The organism is Arthrobacter sp. 92, assembly GCF_050260325.1.
Taxonomy (GTDB): Bacteria; Actinomycetota; Actinomycetes; order Actinomycetales; family Micrococcaceae; genus Arthrobacter.
Window position 1 is genome coordinate 2,155,043 of the sequence record NZ_CP189863.1, and the last position, 23,746, is coordinate 2,178,788.

The 23,746-nt window shown below is 64.5% G+C and carries 19 protein-coding genes; 9 read left to right on the plus strand and 10 right to left on the minus strand.

What is annotated here, in order from left to right; all coding sequences use genetic code 11:
- Positions 1-8: 8 nt before the first annotated feature.
- The 6 genes from ACP4XC_RS09870 to ACP4XC_RS09895 all read right to left on the minus strand — a co-directional run bounded on the left by ACP4XC_RS09870 (position 9) and on the right by ACP4XC_RS09895 (position 7,374).
- On the minus strand, positions 9-467 hold the full coding sequence (locus ACP4XC_RS09870; RefSeq protein ID WP_427174759.1) for a hypothetical protein: 459 nt from the start codon (positions 465-467) through the stop codon (positions 9-11).
- Positions 457-2,199, minus strand: coding sequence for a hypothetical protein (locus ACP4XC_RS09875; protein ID WP_427174762.1), 1,743 nt, complete (start codon positions 2,197-2,199; stop codon positions 457-459). Before ACP4XC_RS09875 ends, ACP4XC_RS09870 begins: the two co-directional genes overlap by 11 nt.
- Positions 2,200-2,333: 134 nt before the next feature.
- Positions 2,334-4,481, minus strand: a complete 2,148-nt coding sequence (locus tag ACP4XC_RS09880; RefSeq protein ID WP_427174763.1) for a glycosyltransferase — start codon at positions 4,479-4,481, stop codon at positions 2,334-2,336.
- The gene (locus tag ACP4XC_RS09885; RefSeq protein WP_427174764.1) at positions 4,478-5,458 is read right to left on the minus strand and encodes a hypothetical protein; all 981 of its coding nucleotides are present in this window, start codon (positions 5,456-5,458) and stop codon (positions 4,478-4,480) included. The genes ACP4XC_RS09880 and ACP4XC_RS09885 overlap by 4 nt, the downstream gene beginning before the upstream one ends.
- Positions 5,459-5,558: 100 nt before the next feature.
- On the minus strand, positions 5,559-6,593 hold the full coding sequence (locus ACP4XC_RS09890; protein ID WP_427174765.1) for a glycosyltransferase family 2 protein: 1,035 nt from the start codon (positions 6,591-6,593) through the stop codon (positions 5,559-5,561).
- A gap of 1 nt (position 6,594) precedes the next feature.
- Positions 6,595-7,374, minus strand: a complete 780-nt coding sequence (locus ACP4XC_RS09895) for a glycosyltransferase family 2 protein (protein WP_427175078.1) — start codon at positions 7,372-7,374, stop codon at positions 6,595-6,597.
- A 753-nt stretch (positions 7,375-8,127) separates the two neighbouring features.
- Here ACP4XC_RS09895 and ACP4XC_RS09900 point away from each other — a divergent pair.
- A complete protein-coding gene (locus ACP4XC_RS09900) occupies positions 8,128-9,891 on the plus strand; it encodes a BTAD domain-containing putative transcriptional regulator (protein WP_427174766.1) in 1,764 nt (587 codons plus the stop codon).
- A 1,389-nt stretch (positions 9,892-11,280) separates the two neighbouring features.
- On the opposite strand, the gene ACP4XC_RS09905 is transcribed toward ACP4XC_RS09900, so the two are convergent.
- Positions 11,281-11,622, minus strand: coding sequence for a hypothetical protein (locus ACP4XC_RS09905; protein ID WP_427174767.1), 342 nt, complete (start codon positions 11,620-11,622; stop codon positions 11,281-11,283).
- Positions 11,623-11,718: 96 nt separating this feature from the next.
- Between ACP4XC_RS09905 and ACP4XC_RS09910 the strand changes: the two genes are divergently transcribed.
- On the plus strand, positions 11,719-12,333 hold the full coding sequence (locus ACP4XC_RS09910) for a TetR/AcrR family transcriptional regulator (RefSeq protein WP_427174768.1): 615 nt from the start codon (positions 11,719-11,721) through the stop codon (positions 12,331-12,333).
- A 286-nt stretch (positions 12,334-12,619) separates the two neighbouring features.
- Here ACP4XC_RS09910 and ACP4XC_RS09915 read toward each other — a convergent pair whose 3' ends face one another.
- Positions 12,620-13,102 (minus strand): hypothetical protein, encoded by a 483-nt coding sequence (locus ACP4XC_RS09915; protein WP_427174769.1) that lies wholly within the window; start codon positions 13,100-13,102, stop codon positions 12,620-12,622.
- Positions 13,103-13,659: 557 nt separating this feature from the next.
- Between ACP4XC_RS09915 and ACP4XC_RS09920 the strand changes: the two genes are divergently transcribed.
- The 7 genes from ACP4XC_RS09920 to ACP4XC_RS09950 all read left to right on the plus strand — a co-directional run bounded on the left by ACP4XC_RS09920 (position 13,660) and on the right by ACP4XC_RS09950 (position 21,133).
- Complete coding sequence (locus ACP4XC_RS09920) at positions 13,660-14,673, plus strand: LacI family DNA-binding transcriptional regulator (RefSeq protein WP_427174770.1); 1,014 nt, start codon at positions 13,660-13,662, stop codon at positions 14,671-14,673.
- A gap of 193 nt (positions 14,674-14,866) precedes the next feature.
- On the plus strand, positions 14,867-16,207 hold the full coding sequence (locus ACP4XC_RS09925) for an ABC transporter substrate-binding protein (RefSeq protein ID WP_427174772.1): 1,341 nt from the start codon (positions 14,867-14,869) through the stop codon (positions 16,205-16,207).
- A 77-nt stretch (positions 16,208-16,284) separates the two neighbouring features.
- Entirely contained in the window at positions 16,285-17,142 is an 858-nt protein-coding gene (locus ACP4XC_RS09930) for a carbohydrate ABC transporter permease (protein ID WP_427174774.1), read from the plus strand.
- Positions 17,142-18,038: a carbohydrate ABC transporter permease gene (locus ACP4XC_RS09935; protein WP_427174775.1), complete on the plus strand. Its 897-nt coding sequence runs from the start codon at positions 17,142-17,144 to the stop codon at positions 18,036-18,038. Before ACP4XC_RS09930 ends, ACP4XC_RS09935 begins: the two co-directional genes overlap by 1 nt.
- A 61-nt stretch (positions 18,039-18,099) precedes the next feature.
- Positions 18,100-19,200, plus strand: coding sequence for a Gfo/Idh/MocA family protein (locus ACP4XC_RS09940; protein ID WP_427174776.1), 1,101 nt, complete (start codon positions 18,100-18,102; stop codon positions 19,198-19,200).
- Positions 19,197-20,009: a ThuA domain-containing protein gene (locus tag ACP4XC_RS09945; protein WP_427174777.1), complete on the plus strand. Its 813-nt coding sequence runs from the start codon at positions 19,197-19,199 to the stop codon at positions 20,007-20,009. The genes ACP4XC_RS09940 and ACP4XC_RS09945 overlap by 4 nt, the downstream gene beginning before the upstream one ends.
- Positions 20,006-21,133 (plus strand): Gfo/Idh/MocA family protein, encoded by a 1,128-nt coding sequence (locus ACP4XC_RS09950; protein WP_427174779.1) that lies wholly within the window; start codon positions 20,006-20,008, stop codon positions 21,131-21,133. The genes ACP4XC_RS09945 and ACP4XC_RS09950 overlap by 4 nt, the downstream gene beginning before the upstream one ends.
- A gap of 546 nt (positions 21,134-21,679) precedes the next feature.
- On the opposite strand, the gene ACP4XC_RS09955 is transcribed toward ACP4XC_RS09950, so the two are convergent.
- Both ACP4XC_RS09955 and ACP4XC_RS09960 read right to left on the minus strand, forming a co-directional pair.
- Entirely contained in the window at positions 21,680-22,132 is a 453-nt protein-coding gene (locus ACP4XC_RS09955) for a hypothetical protein (RefSeq protein WP_427174780.1), read from the minus strand.
- 492 nt (positions 22,133-22,624) lie between these two features.
- Complete coding sequence (locus tag ACP4XC_RS09960) at positions 22,625-23,704, minus strand: hypothetical protein (RefSeq protein ID WP_427174782.1); 1,080 nt, start codon at positions 23,702-23,704, stop codon at positions 22,625-22,627.
- Positions 23,705-23,746: the final 42 nt, after the last annotated feature.

Consider the following 23,746-nt stretch of genomic DNA (forward strand, 5'->3'; position numbering starts at 1 on the left):
CCCCGGTTTCAGCGCGTCCCGGTACGGGTTGCCGGAGAGTCCGTACGGGGAACACCGAGGGCAGTCCTGAAGGGCAGCGTGATTACCCCGTCGCGTCCCTCCCTCCGGGACCGCCGGTTGTCGGCGGCGAGCAGTCCCACGGTGAGCACGGCCAAGAGGGACACGGCCGCCGACGGGTGCCAGAAGCCGGCGTAGAGCATCGCCGTCGAGAGCAGGATGGCCGAGGCAAGGCTGAAGCTCACCGCTATTGCCATGGCCAGCGGGAGTACCCCGAATCCGCTACCTTTGCGGATTCGGACCGGTTTCAGGAGCAGGATCAGCGCCGTTCCCGGGCCGGCCAGAAGGAACGGTCCGATGACGGCAAGGCGTAGTGGCTCCGGGCCGGCGAAGGACAATGGAACCGAAGCCAGTGCCACAGCGGCCACAATGGCGCCGATGGTGCCGACGCTCCTGTGCTTAGATGCCATTCGGTGCTCCTTGCAGGTGGTAAATCACTCCGCCGGCGTTGCGGTACTCCATCGACCAGCCCCCCTGGAGGGCGCACCTGTCGATGAAGTGTTCCAAGCCTTCAGCCGGCCCGGTGCGAAGCACGTCGGCGGCGGCGACCTGGCTTGCGGTCACTATCAGGTAGGCGCCTGTGGAGGGGACGAGCCCGGTTAGCGATGCGCAGCCGGGTGCCGGGTCGCCAGGGCGGGCCGGCTCGGCCTGGAGGAGAGTCTGGTACCGGTATCCGGCGTATTGCTCATACCGCCAGGCGGTGTCATGTACTGCCTCGATGAGGACCGAGCCGTGGGGGGCGGTCACGTAAAGCTGGTTGACCAGGGTGATCTCATCGGGGGTGAAATTCTCAATGGCGTCATTGCCGTACCGGGTGGCTACTGTGCTCGTGGCGATGACGGATCCGAGCAGCAGGAGCGCTGCCATCTGGCGCGCACCGGGGGGACCGGGGCTACGGGGAACAAGCGGAAGCACGACGAGGGTGGCGGCGAACGGAAGGCTGAACAGGTAGATCCGGAGCAGCAGTTCACCACCGTATGACTGGAGCGGAAACATGACGAAAGGCGCCATGGTCCCCATCGCCGCGGCCAGCCACGGCGTCCGCAGCCGTCGTCCCCGGAGGCTGCCCAGTCCCGCGAGGACCCATACCACGGCTCCCTCCGCGAGCCGGGAGTAGACAACGAACTGATGGGCCGGGCTGCCGCCCACCCTGTTGAACAAGGAGGCGGAGGCGGCGGCGTTGATGTTGCCGATGGACCCGAACAGGGTGTGCAGGTGACCGAGGAGGAAAGGGGTGGCGGCCAGGACCAGCCAGCCGACCGGAAGCAGCACCGCCAGGACCGGCAGGAACCGTAGCCGGCATTTTCCGCTCAGGGCGAGCAGGGCCAGGACGGGAATAGCGGCGAAGGGTGTGAGTTGATGGGCGACGGTCATCCCTGCCAGGAGCACCACGCAGACCGCGGCCAATATGAGGGTCCCGGCCGGCGACACTTCGGCTGGCACCGGTGCCGGCTGCCCGGGTTCGAGCCGGTGCACAAGGTTCCTGAGCCGAGTGGCGGGTTTGCCTGTCGGCTTCCACGGCCATCCGGGGAAGGCCGTCAGCACACAGGCGGTCAGGGTCAGGAGCAGCAGCAGGGCGCAGGCCTGTGGAGCGAGGTAGTCCTGCCCGACCCAGCTGGCCAGATAGAACATCCATACCCCTGCCCACGCCTGCCGTGGACTGGAGGTAAGCCGGCGGGCCAGCGCGAGCAGGGCGGGCAGGAGCAGGACGTTGACGCCGACGGGCGCCCAGGTAGCAGCCCATGTCAGGTCGTGGATTCCGGTGGTATCGGAGAGCATCGCCAGGAGACCGAAAAACCCGGGCCAGTTGAAATATGCGTCCAGCTTCCGGTCCAGGCCTCCGGACTGGGTGATGTAGTCGGTGATGCCCAGGTGGCGGTAGCTGGCTTCGAGCCGGGGCAAGCCGTGAATGATCGGGTCAGCCCCGTGCAGAACGAGGATCAGAACCAGAAGCTGAACGACGAGCAGCCACGGGCGAAGAACCTTTAGCCCGAGGGAACCTACGAAACCGGCCAGGCTCAGGCCCAGGGCGAGAAAGTAGGTGACGGGCAGCACCTGGATCAGGCCGGCGCCGCCAATGTCCTGTGCGTTCACGGTTCTTAGCGCCCACACGCCCAGGACCAGGGCGGTCGCCGCCATCATCGCGAGAGCTCCCGGAGCCTTGGGGTCTCCCCGGTCAGCCCGATGCCGGGCCGGGCGGGGACTCCTCGGGCCGGTCGCGCCGTCGAATCCTGGCAAGCGCGCGGTGGAGTCACTCCACAGGGTTTGTTGGACCATCACGGCGCCGGTGCTCCATGCGCACGTGGCCCGGACGTCCCCTCGACATTGTGTCTGACCGGGGCGCGGCGATGGCCGCGGGAAAGCCGGTGCAGCCGGCCGCCGGCGACCAGGGCCGCCGCCAGCTGCGCGGTCAACCAGAGCACCGAAACTCCGCCCAGCCCGTAGTGTTGTGCAACCGCCGCAGCCGGCGCCACCGCCAAGACAAACGCCATCATCGCGACCATGGTGGATTCGGCCAATCGTCCGGTGGAGCGGCATAGCCCGTAATAAACCTGTGTGATGCAGGTAAGCATCAAAGCCGGAACCAGAACAGGCAGCAGTACCCACGCCGAAGCATAGCCGGAGCCCAACAACGGCAGCAGCACTGAACCGGCCGCCAGCAACAGTGCCCCGGCAAGGGCGGTCAGGAAGAGGCTCATCTTCAAGGCCCTCCGGATCAAGCCCGGATGGGAGGAGAAGGGAGGAACGGACGTGTCAGCCGCGATCGCGGTCTGGAGCGAGTAGCCAGCTGATTGCGGGACGAAAAAGATCGCGGAAGCAAGCATCCAGACGACGTACCAAGCTGCCGCGGCGGATGTGTTTAACGCTGCTGCCACCACGAGTGGAAGGACATAGCCGGGGGCGCGGTCAGCAAGCATCAGCGCATGCTGGCGCAGCCCCGGACCCCAGACCCCTATAGCTTCGTGCCACTGAACCCCTCTCCAGTCCGGAGCAGTATCGGCGCGTCTGAGCTGGTGCAGGCCAAGGAGTACGCTCGCGAGGGCACCGGCGGCCACGGAGGCGACGATGGCGGCCGGAGCCCCGTAGCCGGCAAACAGGCAGACCGCCAGGGTAGCGAGCTGGAACAGGGCCTGTACGAGGCTGCGCGTTAGTGCACGGTCCGCCCGTGCCTGCGCGACGGCGATGTGGTCGAACTGGTACGCGACAGCGGCGAGGAGTGCGGCCGCGAAAAAGGCGGCGGTCATGACCGGGTTCTTCCAGGCGGTCCCGACCCCGGATCCCAGGACGTAGGTAACCACGACCAACCCGGCAGCGGTGAGCAGCGATGAAAGACCCACGGCTGCGACGCTCGCCGGTATAAGGGTTCGCCCCCGGTCTGCCTGGGCGGGCAACAGGGTCAGGGTTGCGGGGCCGACCCCCAGCATGCCCACTTGCACTGTCAACAGGGTCGCCGAGACCACAGCGGAGGCCAGGCCCAGACGATCGGGAGGAATCCGCAGGGCGGCAAGGGCCCAGAACAGCAGCCCCGCTGCCATCGGTGCTATGCGCGCCGCGGCCAGCCACAGGGCGTTCCCGCCGAGGGAAAGTTCCTGCTTGGGCAGGCGCAGCAAAGTGCCGCCAAAGGCCCGGTAGTTATACATGAGGAAACCGGCCCAGTAGGGCAGGTACCGGGGTGCTGTGGCCAGGGAGAGGACGACGCCACGCGCTGTTGCCAACAGGGGCAGCAACACCAGCCACCCGGCGCGGCGGGGGTGCTTGAGCATCGTCCGTGCCAAACCGGCCCCGTCCTGAAGCCACTGGTCGCGGGCGTACTCGAAGTTGTCAGCGAACCGGTGCCTGACGAACGTGGTGGGAGAGACACCGAGGCGGCAACCGGCGTCCTCAAGCCGGATCCGGAGCTCGATGTCCTCGCCGGACCGGAAGCTTTCATCGAAGCCCGCATCGAGCAGCACGCTGCGGCGCATGAGCGTGGCACTCACACCGAACCAGGATCGGACCCTGCTGTGGTTATGGTGCCAGGCAAGTGCGGCTCCCCAGTAGCCGGAGCCGTCGGGCTCGCTGACGAGTCCAAACTGCAAACCATCGAAGCCCCCTGCCTGGAACTCATCCATCAGGATTGCCAGGACACCCGCGGGCACGATGACGTCGGCGTCGATGAGCGCGATAATCTCGGTCTGCGCGGCCCGGGCGCCGAGCATCCGTGCCGCCGGAAGTCCGCGCCCTTCGTCGGAGATGACACGGACCCCGAAGGAGCGGGCGATCTGCACGGTGGAATCCTGCGAGCAGCCGTCAATGACGATCACTTCGCGGGGGTTCTGGTCAACGACAGACTGAAGGCATTCGGCCAGCCAGTTCGCGGCGTTGCGGGCCGGGATCACCACCGACACGTCCAGGCCAGCGCTGGCGTCCGCACTCCTGCTCACGGCTGGCGCTCGACCATCGACGTGACGGTGCCCGCGACATGGTCCGAGGTTCGGTCCGCCGACCATGCGGCCGGGAGGCGCAGCACGAAGCAGGGAACCTCGCCCAATGCGCGCGCGATGGCGGAGGTCTTTGCCGAGAAATGTTCGCCCAACGGCACCAGGCCCGTGGCGCCCAGCGCCTCGATGAGTCTCCGCGAGACCAGGGGCAGCTCCGAGTGAAAGTTGCCAACAATACGTGCGGCCATCCATGCCTGTGACCGCCGCTCGAGCGTGGCCTCCGTTCCGTCGAACCGTTCGAGGAAAATGGCGAGCCGGGCAGGGGCCGTGGACGCGATTTTCCCTGCGCCGAAGACGTCCGCCGGGTGGACCATTCTGTGTTCGGGTGACCACCTGCGCGTGAACGCGGCGGTGCGCGGATAGCGGACGATCACCGGGTGCACGGCGGTAGCCACGCTACTCACCGTCGAGGTCAGCCAGCCCGGTGCGAGCGGCTTGCGGAGTCCCCGGAACAGGTCCGGATAGATCGGCCGGTGGTGGGGCTTGATGAACATCGGCTTGGCGTAGGGCAGAAGCGTCCCGTCCGTGGTGATGAATCCCCAGTCATCGGCCATGAAACCGACGCCCGGCATTGCCACGAGTTTCGCAACGGTGCTGGTTTTGCCGACGCCGCCCCACGCCGGGAGCAGGATGCCCGCTCCCCGGTAGTCCACCATCGCGGCGTGAACCATCGCGGTGTCCTGCCGGATGCACAGGTGGTCCAGCAGCGGCACAACCGCAGTCAGCAGTTCCCCCGCGCCTTCAACGGTGAATCCGGTCTCTGTGCGGATGACCCGGACCCGGTCCTCCGGGAGGAACAAGGAATCATCGGTGTAGCGGTAGGCGTCCTCGGCATGGGATTGGGCGGGAACCGCGGTCACGCTCCCGCTGATGTTCAGCTGAAGCGTTGAAGCCGACCGGCCAAGGAACGGGGCAAGCATGTCGCGTAGTTGAGCCTCCCCTGGTGTGTCCGGAGCGACCCGGATTGCGACACGTCCGTGGACGTCAAAGGTAACTGCCGGCGATGTGAGGATCTGCTGACTAATCACGGGTGCTGCCTCCACGGTCGTTGCGGATGAGCCGGTACGAAAGGACCGGGCCGGGTTCCGGTGCCCGCGGCGGTGAGGGCTGCCAAAGGCTCTGCAGGTAACCAAACGCGGTGACGGCCAAGACCGCTATGATCACGCCGGCCCTGGCAAGTCCGCCCGCGTCGCCGCCGTGCGTATATGAGCGGAGCCCGGCCAAAACAGCGCGTGGCAGCACCCGGCGAACATACCGGCGTTCCGGTCCAAGGATTTTGGCCTGGCCCAAGATCCGGGTCACCTGGGCTTTCGAAACGCCCTCAGACCAGGCTCTCGCGAGCATGTACTGCAGGGTGCCGCGCGTGGCCGGCACATGATGGCGGACCACGGCTGCCGGTTCGTAAACCACACGGGTTCCGGGGGCTCCGATGGAGGCCCTCAGGCACAGTTCGGTCTCCTCGCAGCCAAGGGGGCGCACCCCCTGCCGGCCAAGGGAAGCGTTGAACCCGCCGACCCGTTCAAAGACGTCGCTGCGGAAGGACATGTTCGCACCGACCACGTTGCGCACCTGCGCCGCGACTCTGGGCAGTCCCTTATGGGTGCACCCGACAATCCAATCAAGCTCTTCAGGGAAGTGGGCCGGCCGGCCCGATTCCCATACCGGTTCAACCCGGCCCCCGACCGCCAGCACGTCCGGATCGTCGTACGCCGGGATGAGCTTGGCCAGCCAGTCCGGGGCGGCTTCAGCGTCATCGTCGAGGAAGGCCACGATGTCACCCGTTGCCGCGTGCACCCCAGTGTTGCGGGCCCCGGAAAGTCCCTGCGGGCCCGAGTTCTCCATTGCCACGACCCCTGTCAGCGCACCTGTCACTCGACCGTAAAGGCTGAGCCCCCGGTATAGGCCCCTGTTGTGGTCGACCACGACAATTAGCTGTTCCGGCCGGAACGTCTGGGCCTGAACCGATTTGATCCCGCGCAACAGCAACTCCCACCGGGCTTCGGTGAAGCAACAGATCACGACGCTGACGCTGGGCCAGCTGGCACTGTCGGGCATCTCAGTCGTCCGCCAGTATTGCCAGGACCGTCTGCGGGTCGGTGGGAACATGCGGAAGCCTCATCTCCGGGTAGCGGTACTTTACCCGCCGAAGAGCCTCCGGCCTCGCCCCCGCCGTCGGCGCATCCCATCCGACGCACTCACGGGTCAGCGTGCGCAGGACCCGCCACCCGTCGTGGAAGGTCTGCAGATTTGATTTGCCCGAAATGCGGGACAGCTCATGGCTGGGCACCTCGGCGATGTGAAGCCCCGCCTTTGCTGCCCTCGATACGAGCTCGGTCTCGATTTCAAAACCGTCGGATTCGAGTTCCAGGACCTCGAGGCACTCTTTACGGAAGGCGATATACCCGTAGCAAAGGTCTGAGAAATTACAATGCAAGGCCTTGTTTGCCAGCCCTGTGAGCGCACGGTTGCCCAGGTTACGCAGACGGGTCAAGTCATCCGATCCGCCGCCGGTGACGTAGCGGGAGCCCTTGACGAAGTCGAAGTCGTGCTGAAGGGGCGAAACGAACCAGCCGATCTCCCTTGGGTCCATGCTGCCATCCGCGTCGAGCATGACGATGATGTCCCCGCCGGCAGCGGCGAAGCCGGCGCGCATGGCGGCGCCCTTGCCGGGCTGCAGTTCGTTTACCACGACGACGTCGAACCGAAGCGCGCGGGCGACGTCGACCGTGAGGTCTTCTGACCGGCCATCCACGATAATCACTTCGTCAACGTACGATGGCATCCGTCTAAGCACCCACGGCAGGTTCAGCGCCTCATTCAAGGTAGGAATCACCACACTTATCGAAGCGGCCGGGAGCGAAGCCCCCGGGGTCCAGGCGGCCGGGAGCGGGGCCGTCTCGGTCCGGCCGGGTGCGGGCTCCAGCTGTCCAATGGACACCTCCCTCACCCCCGACCATTAACCCGCACGAAGGCGGAAGACCAGCTGGCAACTGAACGGCGGGCTCCCGTGGACACTCGCCGGGAACGGGGGCCTGGATGTTTCATGGCCGCACCTCGATCTCACTCGCGGTTACAGGCACCAGGTCAGGTGCATGTTGGCATGAGCATGAAAGCGTGCCCGTTACAGCCCTGTTACCAGAAGTCCGGGCCGTGCGTCAGCCGGAACTCGCATCGCCTGCCGGGTCAGTGGAGTCGAACCCGGTAAGTAGGACACCCCGTATTCCGAAGTCCAGGGCTCCTTCATTCAAGTAGTGGCCACTCGTGACCGGCCTGATTGGCGCTGGGTAGTGTCTGTCCACGTAACGTGTCGCCTCCTGTGCCGGAACGACGAAAGCACCCGAGATGGAACTATTTCAGCCACAAGCATTTCCAGGGTCCAAAAACCGGGGCGTCCATCCGGTTCAGGCATCAGTTGTGACCTCCCTCCGAAGCCCTCTGAATTCCTCCGGCCCCGTTCCCGAACCGCCCGCCCGGACCAGGGATCAAGAATCCAGCGAGCCGGACGGTCACCCGGGTCGACATAGGCAGACGGGAACATCCCGGCTTCAGGCAACAAGGAAGGTATCCGACGTTCAAGGGGGTAGGGGACATGGGGCCAACATCAGAGCCTGAGTGGTTCCTGTCCCTGCTCAACGGCTGGACGCTGACCCGGGCTGGCCGGCGGGTCAAAGTAGCGCATCGGCAGCAACGCCTGATCACCGCGCTGGCACTGCTCGGGCCCCGCCCGCGCACTTTCCTCTCTGGTCTTCTCTGGCCGGACTCTTCTGAGGCTCAGGCGGCGGTGGGCCTCAGGGTGAGCATCTGGCACATCAACCACGAGCTCCCCGGACTGCTCGACGCCGATGGAGCCACCGACGTTTCCGTCTCCCTCAGTGAGCGGGTGAGGGTGGACATCACCGATCTTGAACGTGATTTTCACACTCCGGCCTCTGAGCTGCACCGTTCGTACGAAAGGTGGGAACGGCTAAGAACCGCGCGGCTCCTTCCGGGGTGGTACGAGGACTGGGTTCTGGCCGAACAGGAACGCTTCCGGGGATTGCGGGCAGCGGCCCTCGACTCCGTCGCCGCATACCAGCTCAGCCAGGGAAATGCCGAGGAAACCAAAGCCTCCACCGCCCTGGCCATCGCTCTGGAACCGTTTCGGGAATCCTCCCACCGGCTTCTGATACAGGCACACCTCGCCACCGGAGACCTCGTCTCCGCCCTCCGCACCTACCGAAGCTTCTCCGAGGAGCTGAGGGAGGAATTCGGTGTGGACCCCTCCCCGTCACTGACCAGGCTGATCCACGGTGCCGTCCGTGCCAGCGGTCGTCAAAACGCCCAGGGTGTTTCCGTCCGGTCACACCGTGATGGCCCGTCGGAGAATGGGACTGTGACCGTGGACCGGGGAGCCGAAGGCCCGAAGAATCCAGGGTCAGGTGCCCGCTTGCAGGCATCCGATGTACTGGCTGTTACCTCTCAGTCCCCGGGTCGGGTGAATGCAGGGCGCCCGTCAGGCGGTCTCCCCTCACCGATCGGGAAGAGCGCCGAAACAGTATCGCGGGGCAAGAATATCCCATCCGTTCAACCGTCTTGGCGCCCGGATGACGAACAGAAACGCCTGGAAGGCGATGTGGGTCCAAAGTCGAACGATCCCGGCAGCCTTTCCCCTCGGAACCGGACGCCCGGACAGCGAACCCTTCCGACAAAGAAATCATCGGCGGTGAACCTCGGCAGGAATTCTCCGGGGCCCGGCACCGGCTCATCCACACCGACGGAGAGCAGGATTTCTGCCCCGAATCGTTCAGCAGCACCTAGCAAGAACCCGGACCACGCTGCCCGAACCCCGCCGGCAACTCCGCCCCGTTGCGAAAAGTTGCGGCGCTCCTGGCTCGTCTTGAATCACAATGACCTTCTCGCCTGCAAATGCAGGCCCGCAAGCCAGCGGCAACCTGAACCCGTGGAGACCGGCCAAAAGTCCACGCCGACTCTGCACCTTGGGCCGAGGCACAGTCGTGGGCGCGGGTGTGACGGGACCTGGCCACGGAAGCCAAAGTTCGTCACGCTGGTCTCAGCGCGTACAACACACCGGTCGGGCGTGCGGGAACTATCCAGTCCGCCTCAACGTGCGCCCCACACAGCAAGCACCCTGAGTAGGCTCGTCTACTGCGACACCGAGGCAGGCCGCATGGCGTCCGACCTTGTTGAACAACTGGCGAGGGGAAGCCCGAAGAATGACGGATACGCCTCCTTCCAGCGCCCGTGGCAGCGGCGACTCCGCGCCACCCCGACACGGCAACAGCCCACTGATTGTCCAGAACCTTCCGGGCGCGTAAAACGGGTAGCTGACACTCAAGCCGCGTGTGGGTCCTAGGCATACAGTTTTTTTGCGAGGGCCCGTTAACTTGGAGACGACCCTCGACGGTATCTGCGCTCTTGCCCGAAGCAAACACCTTGGGCATTGGCGTAGATTTCTCCCGGTTCGGTCCACGCCAGCGGGACTGTTGGAACGGGGCCGGCGGCGATGCGCCCTCTGAGACCGGGGCGATCTGCAAAATGTGCAATCGGAACACTTCAACACCACACAATATCCGCTATCAGTTTTCGGCCGCAGCCAGCCGGGCATCTCTTGGCCGGGGGAAGAGGCGGACATTTGCGTTCGGCTCGGCTGCGCCGTGGGTGGTACGTGGTCAGTTCCTGGGGCCGGCCTGTCAGTTGGTCATGCAGTTCGCTGTTCGTTTCTCCATGAGACGTTAGGAGAGGAGGGATTCGCCACCATGATGTTGGTCGATGGCCAGCATAGGGGCCGCGCCGTAGTGCTGTGCTTGTTAGGGGCCGGTCCGGCTCCGGAGTCCTACCCTTCGAACTTCCGGAACCGCCCGGGCGTCCGTTCAGGCAGCCTAGGCGGGGCGTCGAAGTAGGCAAAAGGAGTGTGGACAATGTCCACAGATTGGGCCTCGGATCGGGTCGTACTGGCGGCGGACTGGGCCGGATGCGCAGGTTTTCGGGGAAGCGGCGGAAATTCAAGGGCCGGAATGCAGTTCGAGTCCCACCTCGGGCACGCATGACCCCTCGTCAGAGGGGTTTTTGCTTTAATGTGTGGACATTGTCCCTGGATGCGTCCTGCTGACACTGTTCGCGGGCTGTGCCTGGCGCCGCGGTGACCTGTTCGGTTCTGTGGGTGGCGGTATCGGGGTCCTTGCTGGCGGGCCCTTCGCCCGCTGGAATCTGGGGTGTGCGCCCGTCCTATCTGGCTGTTCCGGTGGCCAGTTGTTGGCCCTCACTCATTCATGGCCAAGGGTGTGGTGACGACATGACGAAGGCGAATTTTCTTCGAGGATCTTCTTCGGATAGCTGCTTTCTGCGGACCAGACAGGGTGCGCTGATCGCGTGTTTGTCCGGCCAAAGGGGTCGTGGACATTGTCCATATTTTGTCCCTCGCCGCCTTAACCTACTCTCTCGACGGCTCGATCTAGTCCCTCGGGTGGTGTGCACTTTCCCTGAAGTCGGATTTTCCAGTGATTGCAGGAAGATGCGCCAACGGGCGATTCGTATCGCGTGGATGGTGTGAAGGCGTCAACCAATGACGGGGTTGACCGATTCAGGGCGTAAGGAAGACCCGCCAATGGGGGACTGGCGGGCCTTCCAGATATCCACGTTACGTTGACTTGGTTCCGACATCGAGTTGAGGAACACCAAGGGAGAAGGCCGGACGGAGTTCATTTGTCGTCGCGGCGTCAGCGCCCGCTGGCCGCTTCTCGGTCTAGCCGTGCGCTACCTCCTTAGCCTCGGCAAGTGGTCGCATCGTCGCTAGCTTGAGGCGGGTGCTCCGGCGTTTCGCCAGGAAGCCGTATACGGCAAAAAGGCGTGGCAGCACCAGGTACACCGCAGTGGGTACCACCACCAGGGTCAGTGTCATCGCACGGAAGATGGGATGCCAGCTCTCCATCAGGGGAGCGGCAGCCATCATTCCGATGGCAACCAGTGGAAAGATGGCCAGCCAGGTGATTGCGGCGCGGACATGGATGGATGGGGGCGCCGGCGGCAGCACCTGTTCGGTGGATGCGTCCGGTGCTGCGGAATCGTGGCGGGGGGCGGGGTCCATGAAAATCTCCAACTGTTTGGTTGCTTTCTTGCAAAGACCATAATTCGGCCCCGCGGCAATTGCAACTACTTGGTTGGAATTGCGTAGGATTGTGTCATGGCATGGAACACCGAGCGGACCAAAGAGCTTCTACTGGCAGCTGCCACGGCGGAATTCAGTTCCAAGGGCCTGGCAGGGGCCCGGGTGGACCGCATCGCCGCTGCCGCGGGAGTCAATAAGGAGCGGATCTACCAGTACTTCGGCAAAAAGGACGAGCTGTTCGACGCCGTCCTGGCCGCCGAGCTGGTCCGGGTCATGACCGAAGTGCCCATCCGTGGACTTGGACCCGACGCGTTCGGCGAGTATGCCGGCCGCCTCTTCGACCGCCACACCACTGACGGCGTCCTGCCCCGACTCCTGTTCTGGGAAGGCCTGGAACGCGGCGAGGAAACCGTCAGCCGCGCCACTCGCTCGGACCACTGCGCCATCAAGGTGGGACAGGTTCTGGACGTCCTCCCCGGGATCGAGCGGACCGACGCAGCAGACCTGCTCATCACCGTCATAACCCTCTGCGACGGCTGGCCAGTCCTGCCCCAAATCGACACCCTCCTGGCGGGCAGCAGCCCGGACCGGACGGCCCGGCGTCGTGCGTTCATTGTGCGGACCGCCACCCTGCTCGCCGATGCCCTGCTCGCCGAAGCGCAAGCGGCGCCCCAGGAAGCGCTCGGCTAGCTAGAGCGGCATGCCCCGACATGCTCGGCGAGGAGGGCTGAAGGTTCAGCAGCCGCCCGCCGCCCAAGGGAATGCACGATCTGTCAGTGATGGTCGAAAACTGAGCCATTGTGAAGGCGGCTCAGTTTTCGACCATCACTGACACGATCCCCAGGGGTAGCCGCCGCTCTAGCACCTCAGCCCTCGCGGCGCGGATAGGTTCAGCCGATGCGCCGCAGGGAGGTCATCAGGCGATCCCGTCATGCCGAGTCAATCAGCAAGCTGATCTCGGAGATGAGGAAGGGAATCAAGCACCGAGTGCAGCAGCGCTATCGGCCCGAGATCCTCTCGATACTCCAAGAGCGCACTTCCCCTGTACCAGCAGATCGTCCTGACTGACACGCGACGCGGCAGTTGCATGGCTAGTAGAGTGCCCCGCACTGTCACGGTAGCTGCCGTCGGGTGCTTGAATCGTGCCGGTAATTTCCACCTGAACACTGTATGCCTGGCCGCACCTAGAAGCCCTCCAGCGCCTCGACTTCGGCGGCGTCGAGAAGTTCCACGGCATCTGCTCCCGCCGCCCGGGCAAGGTCGTCCAGGGACTTGTGAAGTGCACCCGGGCGAGGGTGATGGCCACCAGCTCCAGATACGCGGTCCCGTTTCGCTGTTCGAGGTCGCGGAGGTAATCGCGCATGCGTCCTTCCAGGGCGCCGGGTCCTTCGGATTCTTCGGCGGCGAGGCGCGTCAGCGTGAGGGCTGCGAGGTCCGGGTTGTCGTAGATGAGCCCCATGGGTCAACGCTACGCACCCCGCCGGTGCCCTCAAGGGCCGGCGCTAGCGCCAGCGGAAGGATTCGAGCACACGGAGCAGGGGAGCGGGGCCGGCCTTCAGATGATCGACGGGGCGGGTCCCGGCCAGGTCCCGGGCCTTGACCTGGTGGAACGTATCACTCCGTCAGGGCTGACCTCATTGCGGGACGGTAGGACAGAAATCATCGACATGGTCGTCGACCATGCCAAGCTGACAGCGGAGCGACTGCTGGAAAGCTACCCGGTAATCGCCGCCGCGTGCACAATTCTTCCACCGCCGTGGTCGGTGTCTCGTACCAGCTCGCAGAAGGCCGCGCCCAGCTGGTGACAGACTCCGTCTAAGCCGAGGAGACGGGGTGGGTTGGTTTCAATCCGGCCTCGCGGGTATAGGGGCGTTCGACAGTCGCCAAACTCGGGGCATCCGCATTGGCGGCTGGCAGGCTTAGCGCCCGCCATGGTGCCGCGGCAGGGCACCGATCGAAGACGGCCGTGACTTGACCATGTCGTCGCCGCTGGATCGATCCTGCTATCTTTTGCGAATGGACCATGCTGTCACACTGAAGAACGTTGCCGCCCACGCTGGCGTGTCAAGGACTACGGCCTCGAACGTGGTCACCGGAACAGGGCGCGTGTCTTCTGAGACCCGTGATCGGGTTCATCAGGCTATGCGTGAACTCGGCTACGTTTACAACCGTGGTGCGGCATCGCTCAGGACCCGGCGGACGACGACTGTCGGAGTTGTTGTTACTGACATTGCCAACCCCTTTTTCGGTGAACTTCTCGTGGGGCTCGAGGCAGCCCTCGCGGAGGCTGGTTTCCGGTCGCTGGTCGTCGCATCCTCGGACGATCCCGTGCGGCAGGACGAACTCATCGCTGAGCTTCGCGAATACCAGGTGGCGGGGCTTGCCGTCATGCCAGCATCCCGGTCGGGCAGGACCTTCCTCGAAGGCCTCGAAGCCTCGCGAATACCGCACGTCTTCGTGACCAAGTACCTGGAGGGCGTATCCGCCCCTTATGTTGGACCCGACGACAGGCTGGGCGGACGCCTGGCGGCCGAGCACCTCTTGGGCCATGGTTGCCGGACGTTCGCCTTCGTCGGAGGGTTCTCCCGTCATCTCTCGCGTCGGGACCGTATAGAGGGTGTTCGATCTGCGCTGGCGGATGCCGGCATGGATCCGGGCCGACTCATTGAGGTTGAGAGTCCCTCGAACGGCGAGGGCGGCCTGCTCGCGGGGCGACAGCTCCTTGAACGAGGTCGACTCCCGGAAGCAATCATCTGCCAGAGCGATGGGGTTGCCTTTGGCGTTTATCGGGCGCTGCGCAGGGCGGGACGAGCTGGCGAGGTTCGTGTGATCGGCTACGACGACGTTCGGACCGCAGCGCTGTGGGAACCTCCCCTTACATCTGTCGCGACTCGCCCAGAGATGCTCGGGCGCGCTGCCGCCGAACTCCTCCTCGAAGAGATCGCGGAGCCCTCCGCGGGAGTCCCGCAGCGGGTGTTTGCGCCGGAACTTGTGGTCAGGGAATCGTGCGGGTGCCACGAAGCGCCGTAGACAGAAGATGCTTGACAGTGATCCACGTCACCTGACACGATCAACGCAGTGCTGAATCGATCCGGCAACACCCAAGCCCGGTCCCAGCGCTAGTTTTCTTTGTATCCCTGACGGGTCAATTCGGCGCAGTTGCCGAATCGATTCAGCATCTCTCCCGATCTGCCCCGAGGCACCGAATTTCAAGGAGCAAGCTATGGACACTGCCCTTTCTTCACCCTCATCGTCCGTGGGACCGCGCGGCGGGAGCCCCCGGTCGCGGCGCCGCCGGACGATGGCTGGCGTCGTTGCGGCTGTAGGAGCGGTCGGTCTCGCCCTGAGCGGTTGCGGCGGTACCGCGGCGCCGTCTGCCGGCCCTTCGGCACCCGTCGTGGACGCGGCCTCGGCGAAGGGAGCGTCCGGGAGCCTTTCGGTTTGCGGAGGGAGGGACTCTGTTGGCCTCTACAAGGGCACCATTGACGCTTTCATGAAGGCAAACCCGGGAATCACCGCGAAGTACACCGTTTTAGGCGCCACAACCGATGAGAGCCGCACTCAGGCTGTGCAGCGACTTCAAGCTAAGTCGAGCGAGTGCGACCTTTACCTCACGGACGTCACCTGGACCCCCGAGTTCGCCTCGCAGGGCTGGCTTCAGGACATGACCAAGGTCACCGACGCCGTCAAGGACACTCTGATTCCGTCGACGGTGGCGACGACGCAGTACAAGGGCAAATCGTGGGCCACCCCGTTCTACACCAACGCCGGCCTGATCTACTACGCGAAGGACAAGGTGGCCAAGCCCGAGACGTGGCAGCAGCTCTACACCGAAGCGGCGAAGTCCCCGGGCAATGGCGTGGTCTATCAGGCCAAGCAGTACGAGGGCCTCACAGTGAACTTCCTGGAGCTCCTTTATAGCGCCGGCGGCGACGTCATTGACAACCAGGGAAACGTCAAGGTCGATTCGCCCGAAACCCGCAGGGTCCTCGACTTCATGGCGCAGGGCATCAAGAACGGTTCTGCTGACCGTGCCGTCCTGACGTACGACGAAAATGCGACGCGCCTGGCATATGAGTCGGGCAAGTTCGGATACGAACGCAACTGGCCGAACGTCTACGGTCAGCTGAATGCAACGCCCCTGAAGGACACTTTCGGAGTCGCCCCGTTGCCGTCCTTCGACGGCAAGTCCACTGGCAGTGGTGTGCTCGGTGGGTGGAACCTGGCGCTTTCGGCCTTCGCATCGAACCCTGGCGCCGCCGTCGCGTTCGTGAACTTTGAGTCCTCGCCCGACTGGCAGAAGCATGTCGCTATGGACTACTCACAGGCCCCGGCAGGGGAGGCAGCGTACTCCGCCCCGGAGGTCCTCGCGAAGATGCCCTTCGCCAAGGAACTACTGGTCTCCGTCAAAGGTGCCAAGCCCAGGCCTGTTTCCCCGGTCTACTCGCAGATTTCAGCGGCCATCAACAAGAACGTCTACGCCGTCCTCTCGGGCGCTTCGAACACCGAGGACGCCGTGAAGAACATGGCAGACCAGATCAAGACCGCGCAGGCCAGCTTCTGATGTCAGCCACCCGCACCCTCGTCCCCGACCGACCCCGCAGAACTCGGGACCATGCTGAGCGTAGCCTCGCCGCCTGGATGACCGCACCTGCGCTGATCCTGATGGCCCTCGTAGCAGCCGTCCCCATTTGCTATGCAATCTGGCTCTCGCTCAACCAATACAGCCTGTTGCAGGCGGGGCTTTCCCGGTTTGTCGGGCTGGGCAACTACGTGGAGGCGCTCACCGGCCAGGATTGGTGGAAGGCGTTCGGCCAAACCTTCTTGTTCGCGGCCTGTTCTGTCTCACTGGAGATGGTTCTCGGCACAGGCATGGCGCTACTGCTCAACCTTGCCTTCCGCGGCCGCGCGGTGCTCCGCACGGTCGTACTCGTGCCCTACGCGATCATCACGGTCGTTAGCGCCATCACGTGGCAGACCATGTTTGATCCGACCACCGGCTTCGTGCCCCAGATCCTCGCTGCCCTCCACCTTCCCGGCGCGGGCGTGGTCTGGCTCGGCGAACAGGGGTATGCGATGGCCGTGATCGTGATGGCAGATGTGTGGAAGACCACGCCGTTCGCTGCCCTGATTATCCTCGCCGGTCTGCAGGCGATTACCCAGGAAACGTATGAAGCTGCCGAGCTTGATGGTGCGGGCCGCTGGAAAACGTTCGTGCACGTGACGCTGCCCCTGCTGCGTCCTGCCATCGTCCTGGCCGCGATCTTCCGCACGCTGGACGCCTTGAGGATCTTCGACCTGCCGTTCGTACTCACGCACGGCGCGAACGGCACCCAATCAATGTCCATGCTGGCGTACAGCCAGCTGAACGAAAACCGGCTCGTTGGGCAGGGGTCGGCGCTTTCGATCCTTACGTTCCTAACGGTCATGATCGTCTCCGCCGTCTACATCCGTTTCGGGGGCGGGAACATCCGCGACATCGCACGGGAGGACCACTGATGAGCACCCTGACTGCCGCCCGCCCTTCAGCAGGGAGCGCCGAAGTCACCGGTACCGGCCGTCCCCGCCGCAGCAAAACGCGCCTTCATCCGCTGGTGTGGGTGTTCGTCGTCGTCGTCATGGGCTTTTCGCTGGTGCCCTTCTACTGGCTTGTCAGCACCTCGCTGAAAAAGGGCGCGAGTTTGGGCAAGGGGGAGCTGTTCCCGAGCCAGCCGACCCTCGACAACTATCTGGCCGTATTCGGCAACGGTGACTTCCTGCTGGCGATGCGTAACTCGGTGATTATCGCCGTCGTTACGACCGTCATCGCGCTCGTCTTCGCCTCATTCGCCGCCTATGCACTGGCGCGTCTGAAGATGCGCCGGAAAGCCCTCATCCTGACCTTGATCCTCTCGGTCACGACATTCCCTGCCATCGCGATCGCTGCTCCCTTGTTCGCTATCTGGCGCGAGATCGGCCTCTACGACACCCTTGTCGGCCTCATCATTCCCAAACTAACCTTTGCCCTGCCGCTGGCCATCTACACGCTGACATCCTTCTTCCGGGACATTCCCCGGGAACTCGAAGAATCAGCCTACGTGGACGGGGCAACACCGTTTCAGGCGTTCCGAAGGGTCATCCTTCCGCTGGCCGTCCCTGGCTTGGCGACGACCGCGATTCTTGTTTTCATTTCGGTCTGGAACGAGTTTCTTCTGGCGGTGACCCTGACGAGCTCGCCGGCTGCCAGGCCTGTACCGGTGGCAATCGCCTTCTTCAACGGCATGAGCGAATTCGACGTACCGCTTGGCCGGATCAGTGCAGCATCCGTCATCGTCACCATCCCCCTTGTCGTCCTTGTCCTAATCTGCCAGAAGCGGATTGTCGCCGGGATGACCGCCGGTGCAGTCAAAGGCTGAACCGTTCCATACGGACCCTCACACCCTAAATCCCAGTCACATCCAGATAGGAACAACTTCCGTGAACCCCGAGCAGTCCCATGTTCCAGCACTCAAGGTCGGCGTGGTCGGCATCGGCTGGGCCGGCCAACAGCATCTGAAGGCGTACAGCAGCATTCCCGGCGTCGAGCTCGTCGCCGTCGCCGGGATGGAAGAGGAGCTCCTCCGCTCCCTTCAGGCCGAATACACCATTCCTCATGCCTTTCTCCGCTGGGAAGACATGCTGGAGCATCAAGACCTGGATGCCATCAGCGTTGCCGTTCCGACGTTCCTGCACGCTCCAATCGGCGTGGCCGCCCTTGAGCGCGGGCTCCATGTCCTGAGCGAAAAACCGCTCGCCCGCACCGCCGAAGAGGGCCGCACCATGGTCGCCGCAGCCCGAAAGTCGGGAAGGGTACTTGATGTCGCGTTCAATCACCGGCGACGTGGCGACATCCAAAAACTCAAGTCGATCATCGACGACGGCGGGCTTGGGCGCCCCTACTACGCCAAAGCATCGTGGCTGCGACGCACAGGCATTCCCCGGCTCGGGAGCTGGTTCACCAACCCGCACCTCTCCGGGGGAGGGCCGATGGCCGACATCGGCGTCCACGTCCTTGACTACTCTCTCCACCTGCTGGGCGAGCCGAAAGTCCTCAGCGTCTCGGCAACGGTCTATGCCGAGCTCGGCCCGCGGGGCCGCGGCGGAAGCGCCCGCTTCTCCCCAATGAATGACGAACACCCTTTCGAGGTCGAGGACTTCGCCTCCGCCTTCCTCCGGCTCGAGGGAGGCGCCACCCTTCTCATCGAGGCAGGCTGGGCCAGCTACCGCGAGAAAGATGACCTGCTCGACTTCATGGTCTACGGCACGGATGGGGGAGCGGAACTGAAGGCCAAGGGATCGCCGTCGGCCCCTGTCGGCGAACTCAGGATCTTTACCGACAAAGATGGGCAGAACGCCGACTACATGCCCGAAGCCCGGCCCGGGCTCGGCCACCAGACCGTCGTCGAGGATTTCATCGAGACAGTACGCGCCGGCGAAACCGTCTGGGGCCATCACGACGGCTCCCTGGCCCTGAACCGGGCGGAAATCATCGACGCCTGCTACCGGTCCGCCCGCGAAGGCAAGGAGGTCCAACTGTGAACAGCGCCCGCAAACTCAAAGTCCTGGTCTGGAACGAGGGAGTGCACGAGACTCTCAACGAACCCGCACACATGGGGCGCATCTATCCCGACGGCATCCACGGAGCGATCGCAGCCGGTCTCGGCGAGGCCCTACCCGACGCAGACATCTCGACCGCCACCCTCCGGTCAAACGAGGAGCACGGCCTCTCGGAGGAGACCTTGGCGGGGACAGACGTGCTGCTGTGGTGGGGGCACAAGGCCCACGCCGAGGTTAGTGACCATGTGGTCGACCGTGTACAACGGCACGTGCTCGGCGGCATGGGGCTGATCGTGCTGCACTCGGGGCACTTCGCCAAAATCTTTACCCGCCTCCTGGGCACCAGCTGCTCTCTCTCTTGGCGCAACGATGGCGAGCAGGAGCTCGTATGGACAGTCAAGCCATCGCATCCCATCGCCGACGGAATCGAGAACCCCATCGTCATCCCAGAGCAGGAGATGTATGGGGAGCTGTTCGATATACCGGACCCGGACGACCTTATCTTCATCAGTTCCTTCGCAGGTGGCGAGGTCTTCCGCTCTGGTGTGACGTTCACCCGGGGAAAGGGCAGAATCTTCTACTTCAGCCCGGGCGATCAGGAATACCCCGTCTATCACCACGCGCAAATCCGGCGCGTCATAGCCAACGCGGTCGGCTGGGCCGCCCGGCCCGACGTGGCACGCGCTGCCCCGGAAGTGAGTAACCGGCCCCGAGGCTGGTACGAAAATCGCACCGGACCGGAGCATCCCACGGCGCCGACGTCGGTGACGCACGAGGAGGCGCTCCGGTGAGCCGCCCCCTGGGTATCGCCGCAATCGGGTACGCGTTCATGGGCAAAGCGCACTCGCACGCCTGGCGCAACGTTGGAGCCTACTTTGACGTTCCCGCCATCGAGCAGCGCGTCCTTGTCGGCAGGGACACGGCCCAGGTTTCTGACGCTGCGGCCCGCTATGGTTGGGCGGAGTCGGCGACCGACTGGCGCCAAGTCATCGGGCGTGACGATGTGGACATCGTGGACATCTGCGCCCCGGGATGGCTGCACGCAGAGATCGCGATCGCAGCGCTCCAGGCCGGGAAGCACGTGCTGGCCGAGAAACCGCTCTCGAATACGCTCGCTGAGTCCGAAGCCATGGTTTCCGCCGCACAGGTTGCCCGAGAGCTGGGAGTGCAATCCATGATCGGGTTCAACTACCGGCGCGTTCCCGCGCTTGCGTACGCTAGGCAACTTATCGCAGCCGGCCGGCTCGGCACGGTCCTGCAGGTCCGCGCCTCGTATCTGCAGGACTGGCTGAGCGACCGAAGCGCCCCGATGAGCTGGCGGCTTCGGAAGGAGACGGCAGGTTCCGGTGCGTTGGGGGACATCGCTTCGCACGCGATCGACCAGGTCCAGTACCTCCTGAGCGACACCGTCACCGAAGCCTCCGGGCGCCTCCATACCTTTGTCGGCCACCGTCCTGGCCCGGACGGAGTCGAGGAGGTTACAGTCGACGACGCTGTCTGGGCCACCCTTTCGCTTGCCGGTGGGGCCGTTGCATCGGTCGAGGCTTCCCGGGTGGCGACTGGCCGGAAGAACTCGTTGCGGATTGAGGTGTATGGGTCGGGCGGTTCACTCGCCTTCGACCTCGAGCGCCTCAACGAGCTTGAGTTCCTCGACGCGACTGACCCCGCTGCGGAGCAGGGCTCCCGGCGGATCGTCGTGACCGAGCCCGAGCACCCCTACGTCAACGCGTGGTGGCCTCAAGGCCACGTAATCGGCTGGGAGCACACCTTCACCCACCAGATCCGCGACTTCCTCATGGCCATCCGCGACGGGACTCCGCCCTCGCCGTCATTCGAGGACGGCTTGCAGGTCCAACGAGTCATGGCCGCCATCGAGGAATCCGCCGCCGACAAGTCAGCACTCCTCCAAGCCTGACAATACAGCCACAGGCCCCAGCCGTTTTCTGTCCCAGTCTGAAACGGCTGGAGCTCGTGACCGGCGGGCGGTCGAGGCGCTGACTAGCAGCTTTCCGGGGGAACGGCGACAGCGGGCCGCCGGGCTGGCCAGGCAGCTGTTTTCGTGTGCTTACTGTTCCGGACCCCCGAGCAGCAAAGACGTGCAATGCTCGAGAAAAGGCCAAGTACGTTGGAATGGCTCAATCTTCGCGCTTGGCCACGTTGACCCCTGACCGCATGGATTTCCAGGAGGCCACAAAGAGCATTCATGGGGACGCGCTCATCTCGGACCTGCGCGAAGTGTTCCGGGAAACGGACTGCCGCCTCATCCCCCTGATCTTCGCATCACCAAATGGCCGCGATGTCCTTGGGGCCGTGGCCTCAAACAAGAAGCACGCCGAACCGGAAGGCGCGGGGTGCTTCTTTGCGGGAGCGGAACGTCAGCTTCTGAACTTGAACAAGGCGGTGTGCACCTTCCCGTCCGTGAGCGTTAGCTTGAACATCCGGACCCAGTTTTTCGGGGCGGTCAGCGGTGCGGTTCGACCAGGAGGACCACGAAGTTCGTCGAGTCGCTCTTGTCCGGGCTGGTCACATTGAACTTATAGTCGTACTCCCCGTCGGTTCCCGAGCTGCTGCAGACCGTTGTTGTCCCGCCGACGTTAGGCTTCCGGGAGCAGGTGCCCTCGGTGGTCATGGGGACACCAGCCGCGGAGCTCACGGCCTTCAAATCATCGACGGTGAGCTTCTTGCCGGCATCCCAGCGTTTGGCGACGCTGGGGCATGGGTTGGTCGATATGCACAGGAACATCTCCCGGCGCACGACGCTGTCCTCCACCTTCCAGTCCGCGGGAATGGCGAACCGCTCCGCACGGGAGACCATGTCGGCGGTGACCTTGTCTTCTGCGGACCGGACAAAAAAGAACGCGACGGCGCCGACGGCCAGCACCGCCGCAAGGATGATCCATGTTCTACGTTTCACCGTGTTTCCCCCAAACGGTCAGTGACAACACGCTTGACCCCGGGGCTCCCGGCAGGTGTTGACTGCATCGTATCCTCATGCGGCGGCTTTATCTCCGGAATTGTCCGTGCCCGCCCGTATCGTCCGCCTCGACTGGAACTCCACCAGTTGCCGGCGGTGGTAAGGGTACGACATGAGCGAGTGCAGCCATCCTGAGACGACCCTCCCTCGGCCGGCTATACCCGCCCGGGCCGCCTTTCCGGAAGGCCCGCCTGGGCTCCCGGCGAAGGCTTCAAAGGCGAAGTCTGCACTGCGGATTTCCGGAGAGCAACGCGGATACGGAGAATGACCAGGAGGTTAGATGGCCCTGGTAGAACGGCTAATTCTGGCCCCACTTCTTGACTGGCCGGGCAGCTGCAACGGTGACCCGCTCCTTCCGAAGTGCGGACAACGACGGCGCTCGAGTCCCGGACGAGCCGCAGGTGCTCGCTGTAGTGAAGGGCGTCGGCGATGCTACCGCTGGTGCTTCAGGCCTGCCGTAGCGCCCCCTTTGAGCGTGAGCACGGCCAGCCCCAGCATCTCGAGCCCAGTCCAGGCGAGCGTCCCGCCCCAAATCTCGGGGGAGAAGCTGAGGGCCCCATCGTGGAGCGCCACACCGGCGAAGTACGCGGCCCAGAACACGACGGGAGAGAGCGCCGCCGCGGTCATGAGCCTTCCGTGGCGGCCCGGGGCCGGGCGGACCACCGCCCACACCACTCCCACGAGCACGGAACCGACGAGGGCCACCGGCACGAGCCAGGCGTCCCGCATCGCAACCATAAGCTGCATCGCTACGGAGGGGACGAATGCCATGGCCGCGGGCACCGCCGCGTTCAGGTGCCAGCGCAGCGACAACAACAGGACGGGCACGAAGAGCACAACCGTTGAGACGAAGAACGATCCCAAGGCGACCATGATGCCAGACGACGTCGGAACCGTCACCGCGGGCTGGGCTGCGGAGCCTGCGTACGTCTGGACGAGCCCGTGGCGCGCGAAAACAGCGAACTCCTGCAGGATGAACGCCACAACCATGCCGGAAAGCATCGCGCTCACGAAGGCCGGCACCAGCTGTGGCCGTGACCGCTCTGGCGCATGCCATGCGGCGGAAAACGGCGCGCCGAGGATCAGGAATGCGCCCGCAGCGAGTCCCAGATGGGACGGGCTGAACAGCGCCTTGAGGTTCTGCTCAATGCCGAACACCGAATGCCAGGCGAAGTCGGCCGCCCCGGAGGCCAGGAAGAGGACGACGCCTGCAGCCGCGGGTCCGTAGCCGACCGGGATCGCTTCCGTCCACCGCGCGCCCGGTGCGTGCCGGCGCCACGTCAGGGCGGCCAGCCAGAGGGCGCAGGCAGCAAAGCCCGAATAGAGGACCGCGTGCCAGGGCGTGAAGAAGGTCTCAAGGTCGTGGAGGTTGTTGTGGGCCCAGCCGTCCACGTACGTCCCGGCGAGCAGCCAGACCCCGGCGGCGAGGGTGATGGCGTCTTCAGCGACCGTCGTGGGACGGTGCACTGAGACCGGCGGAATGGCCAAGGCGTTAGCTGCTGCGGCGTCCATGGTTCCACAGTAGGACTCTCAGCCTTTCGGGGCGAGAGGCTA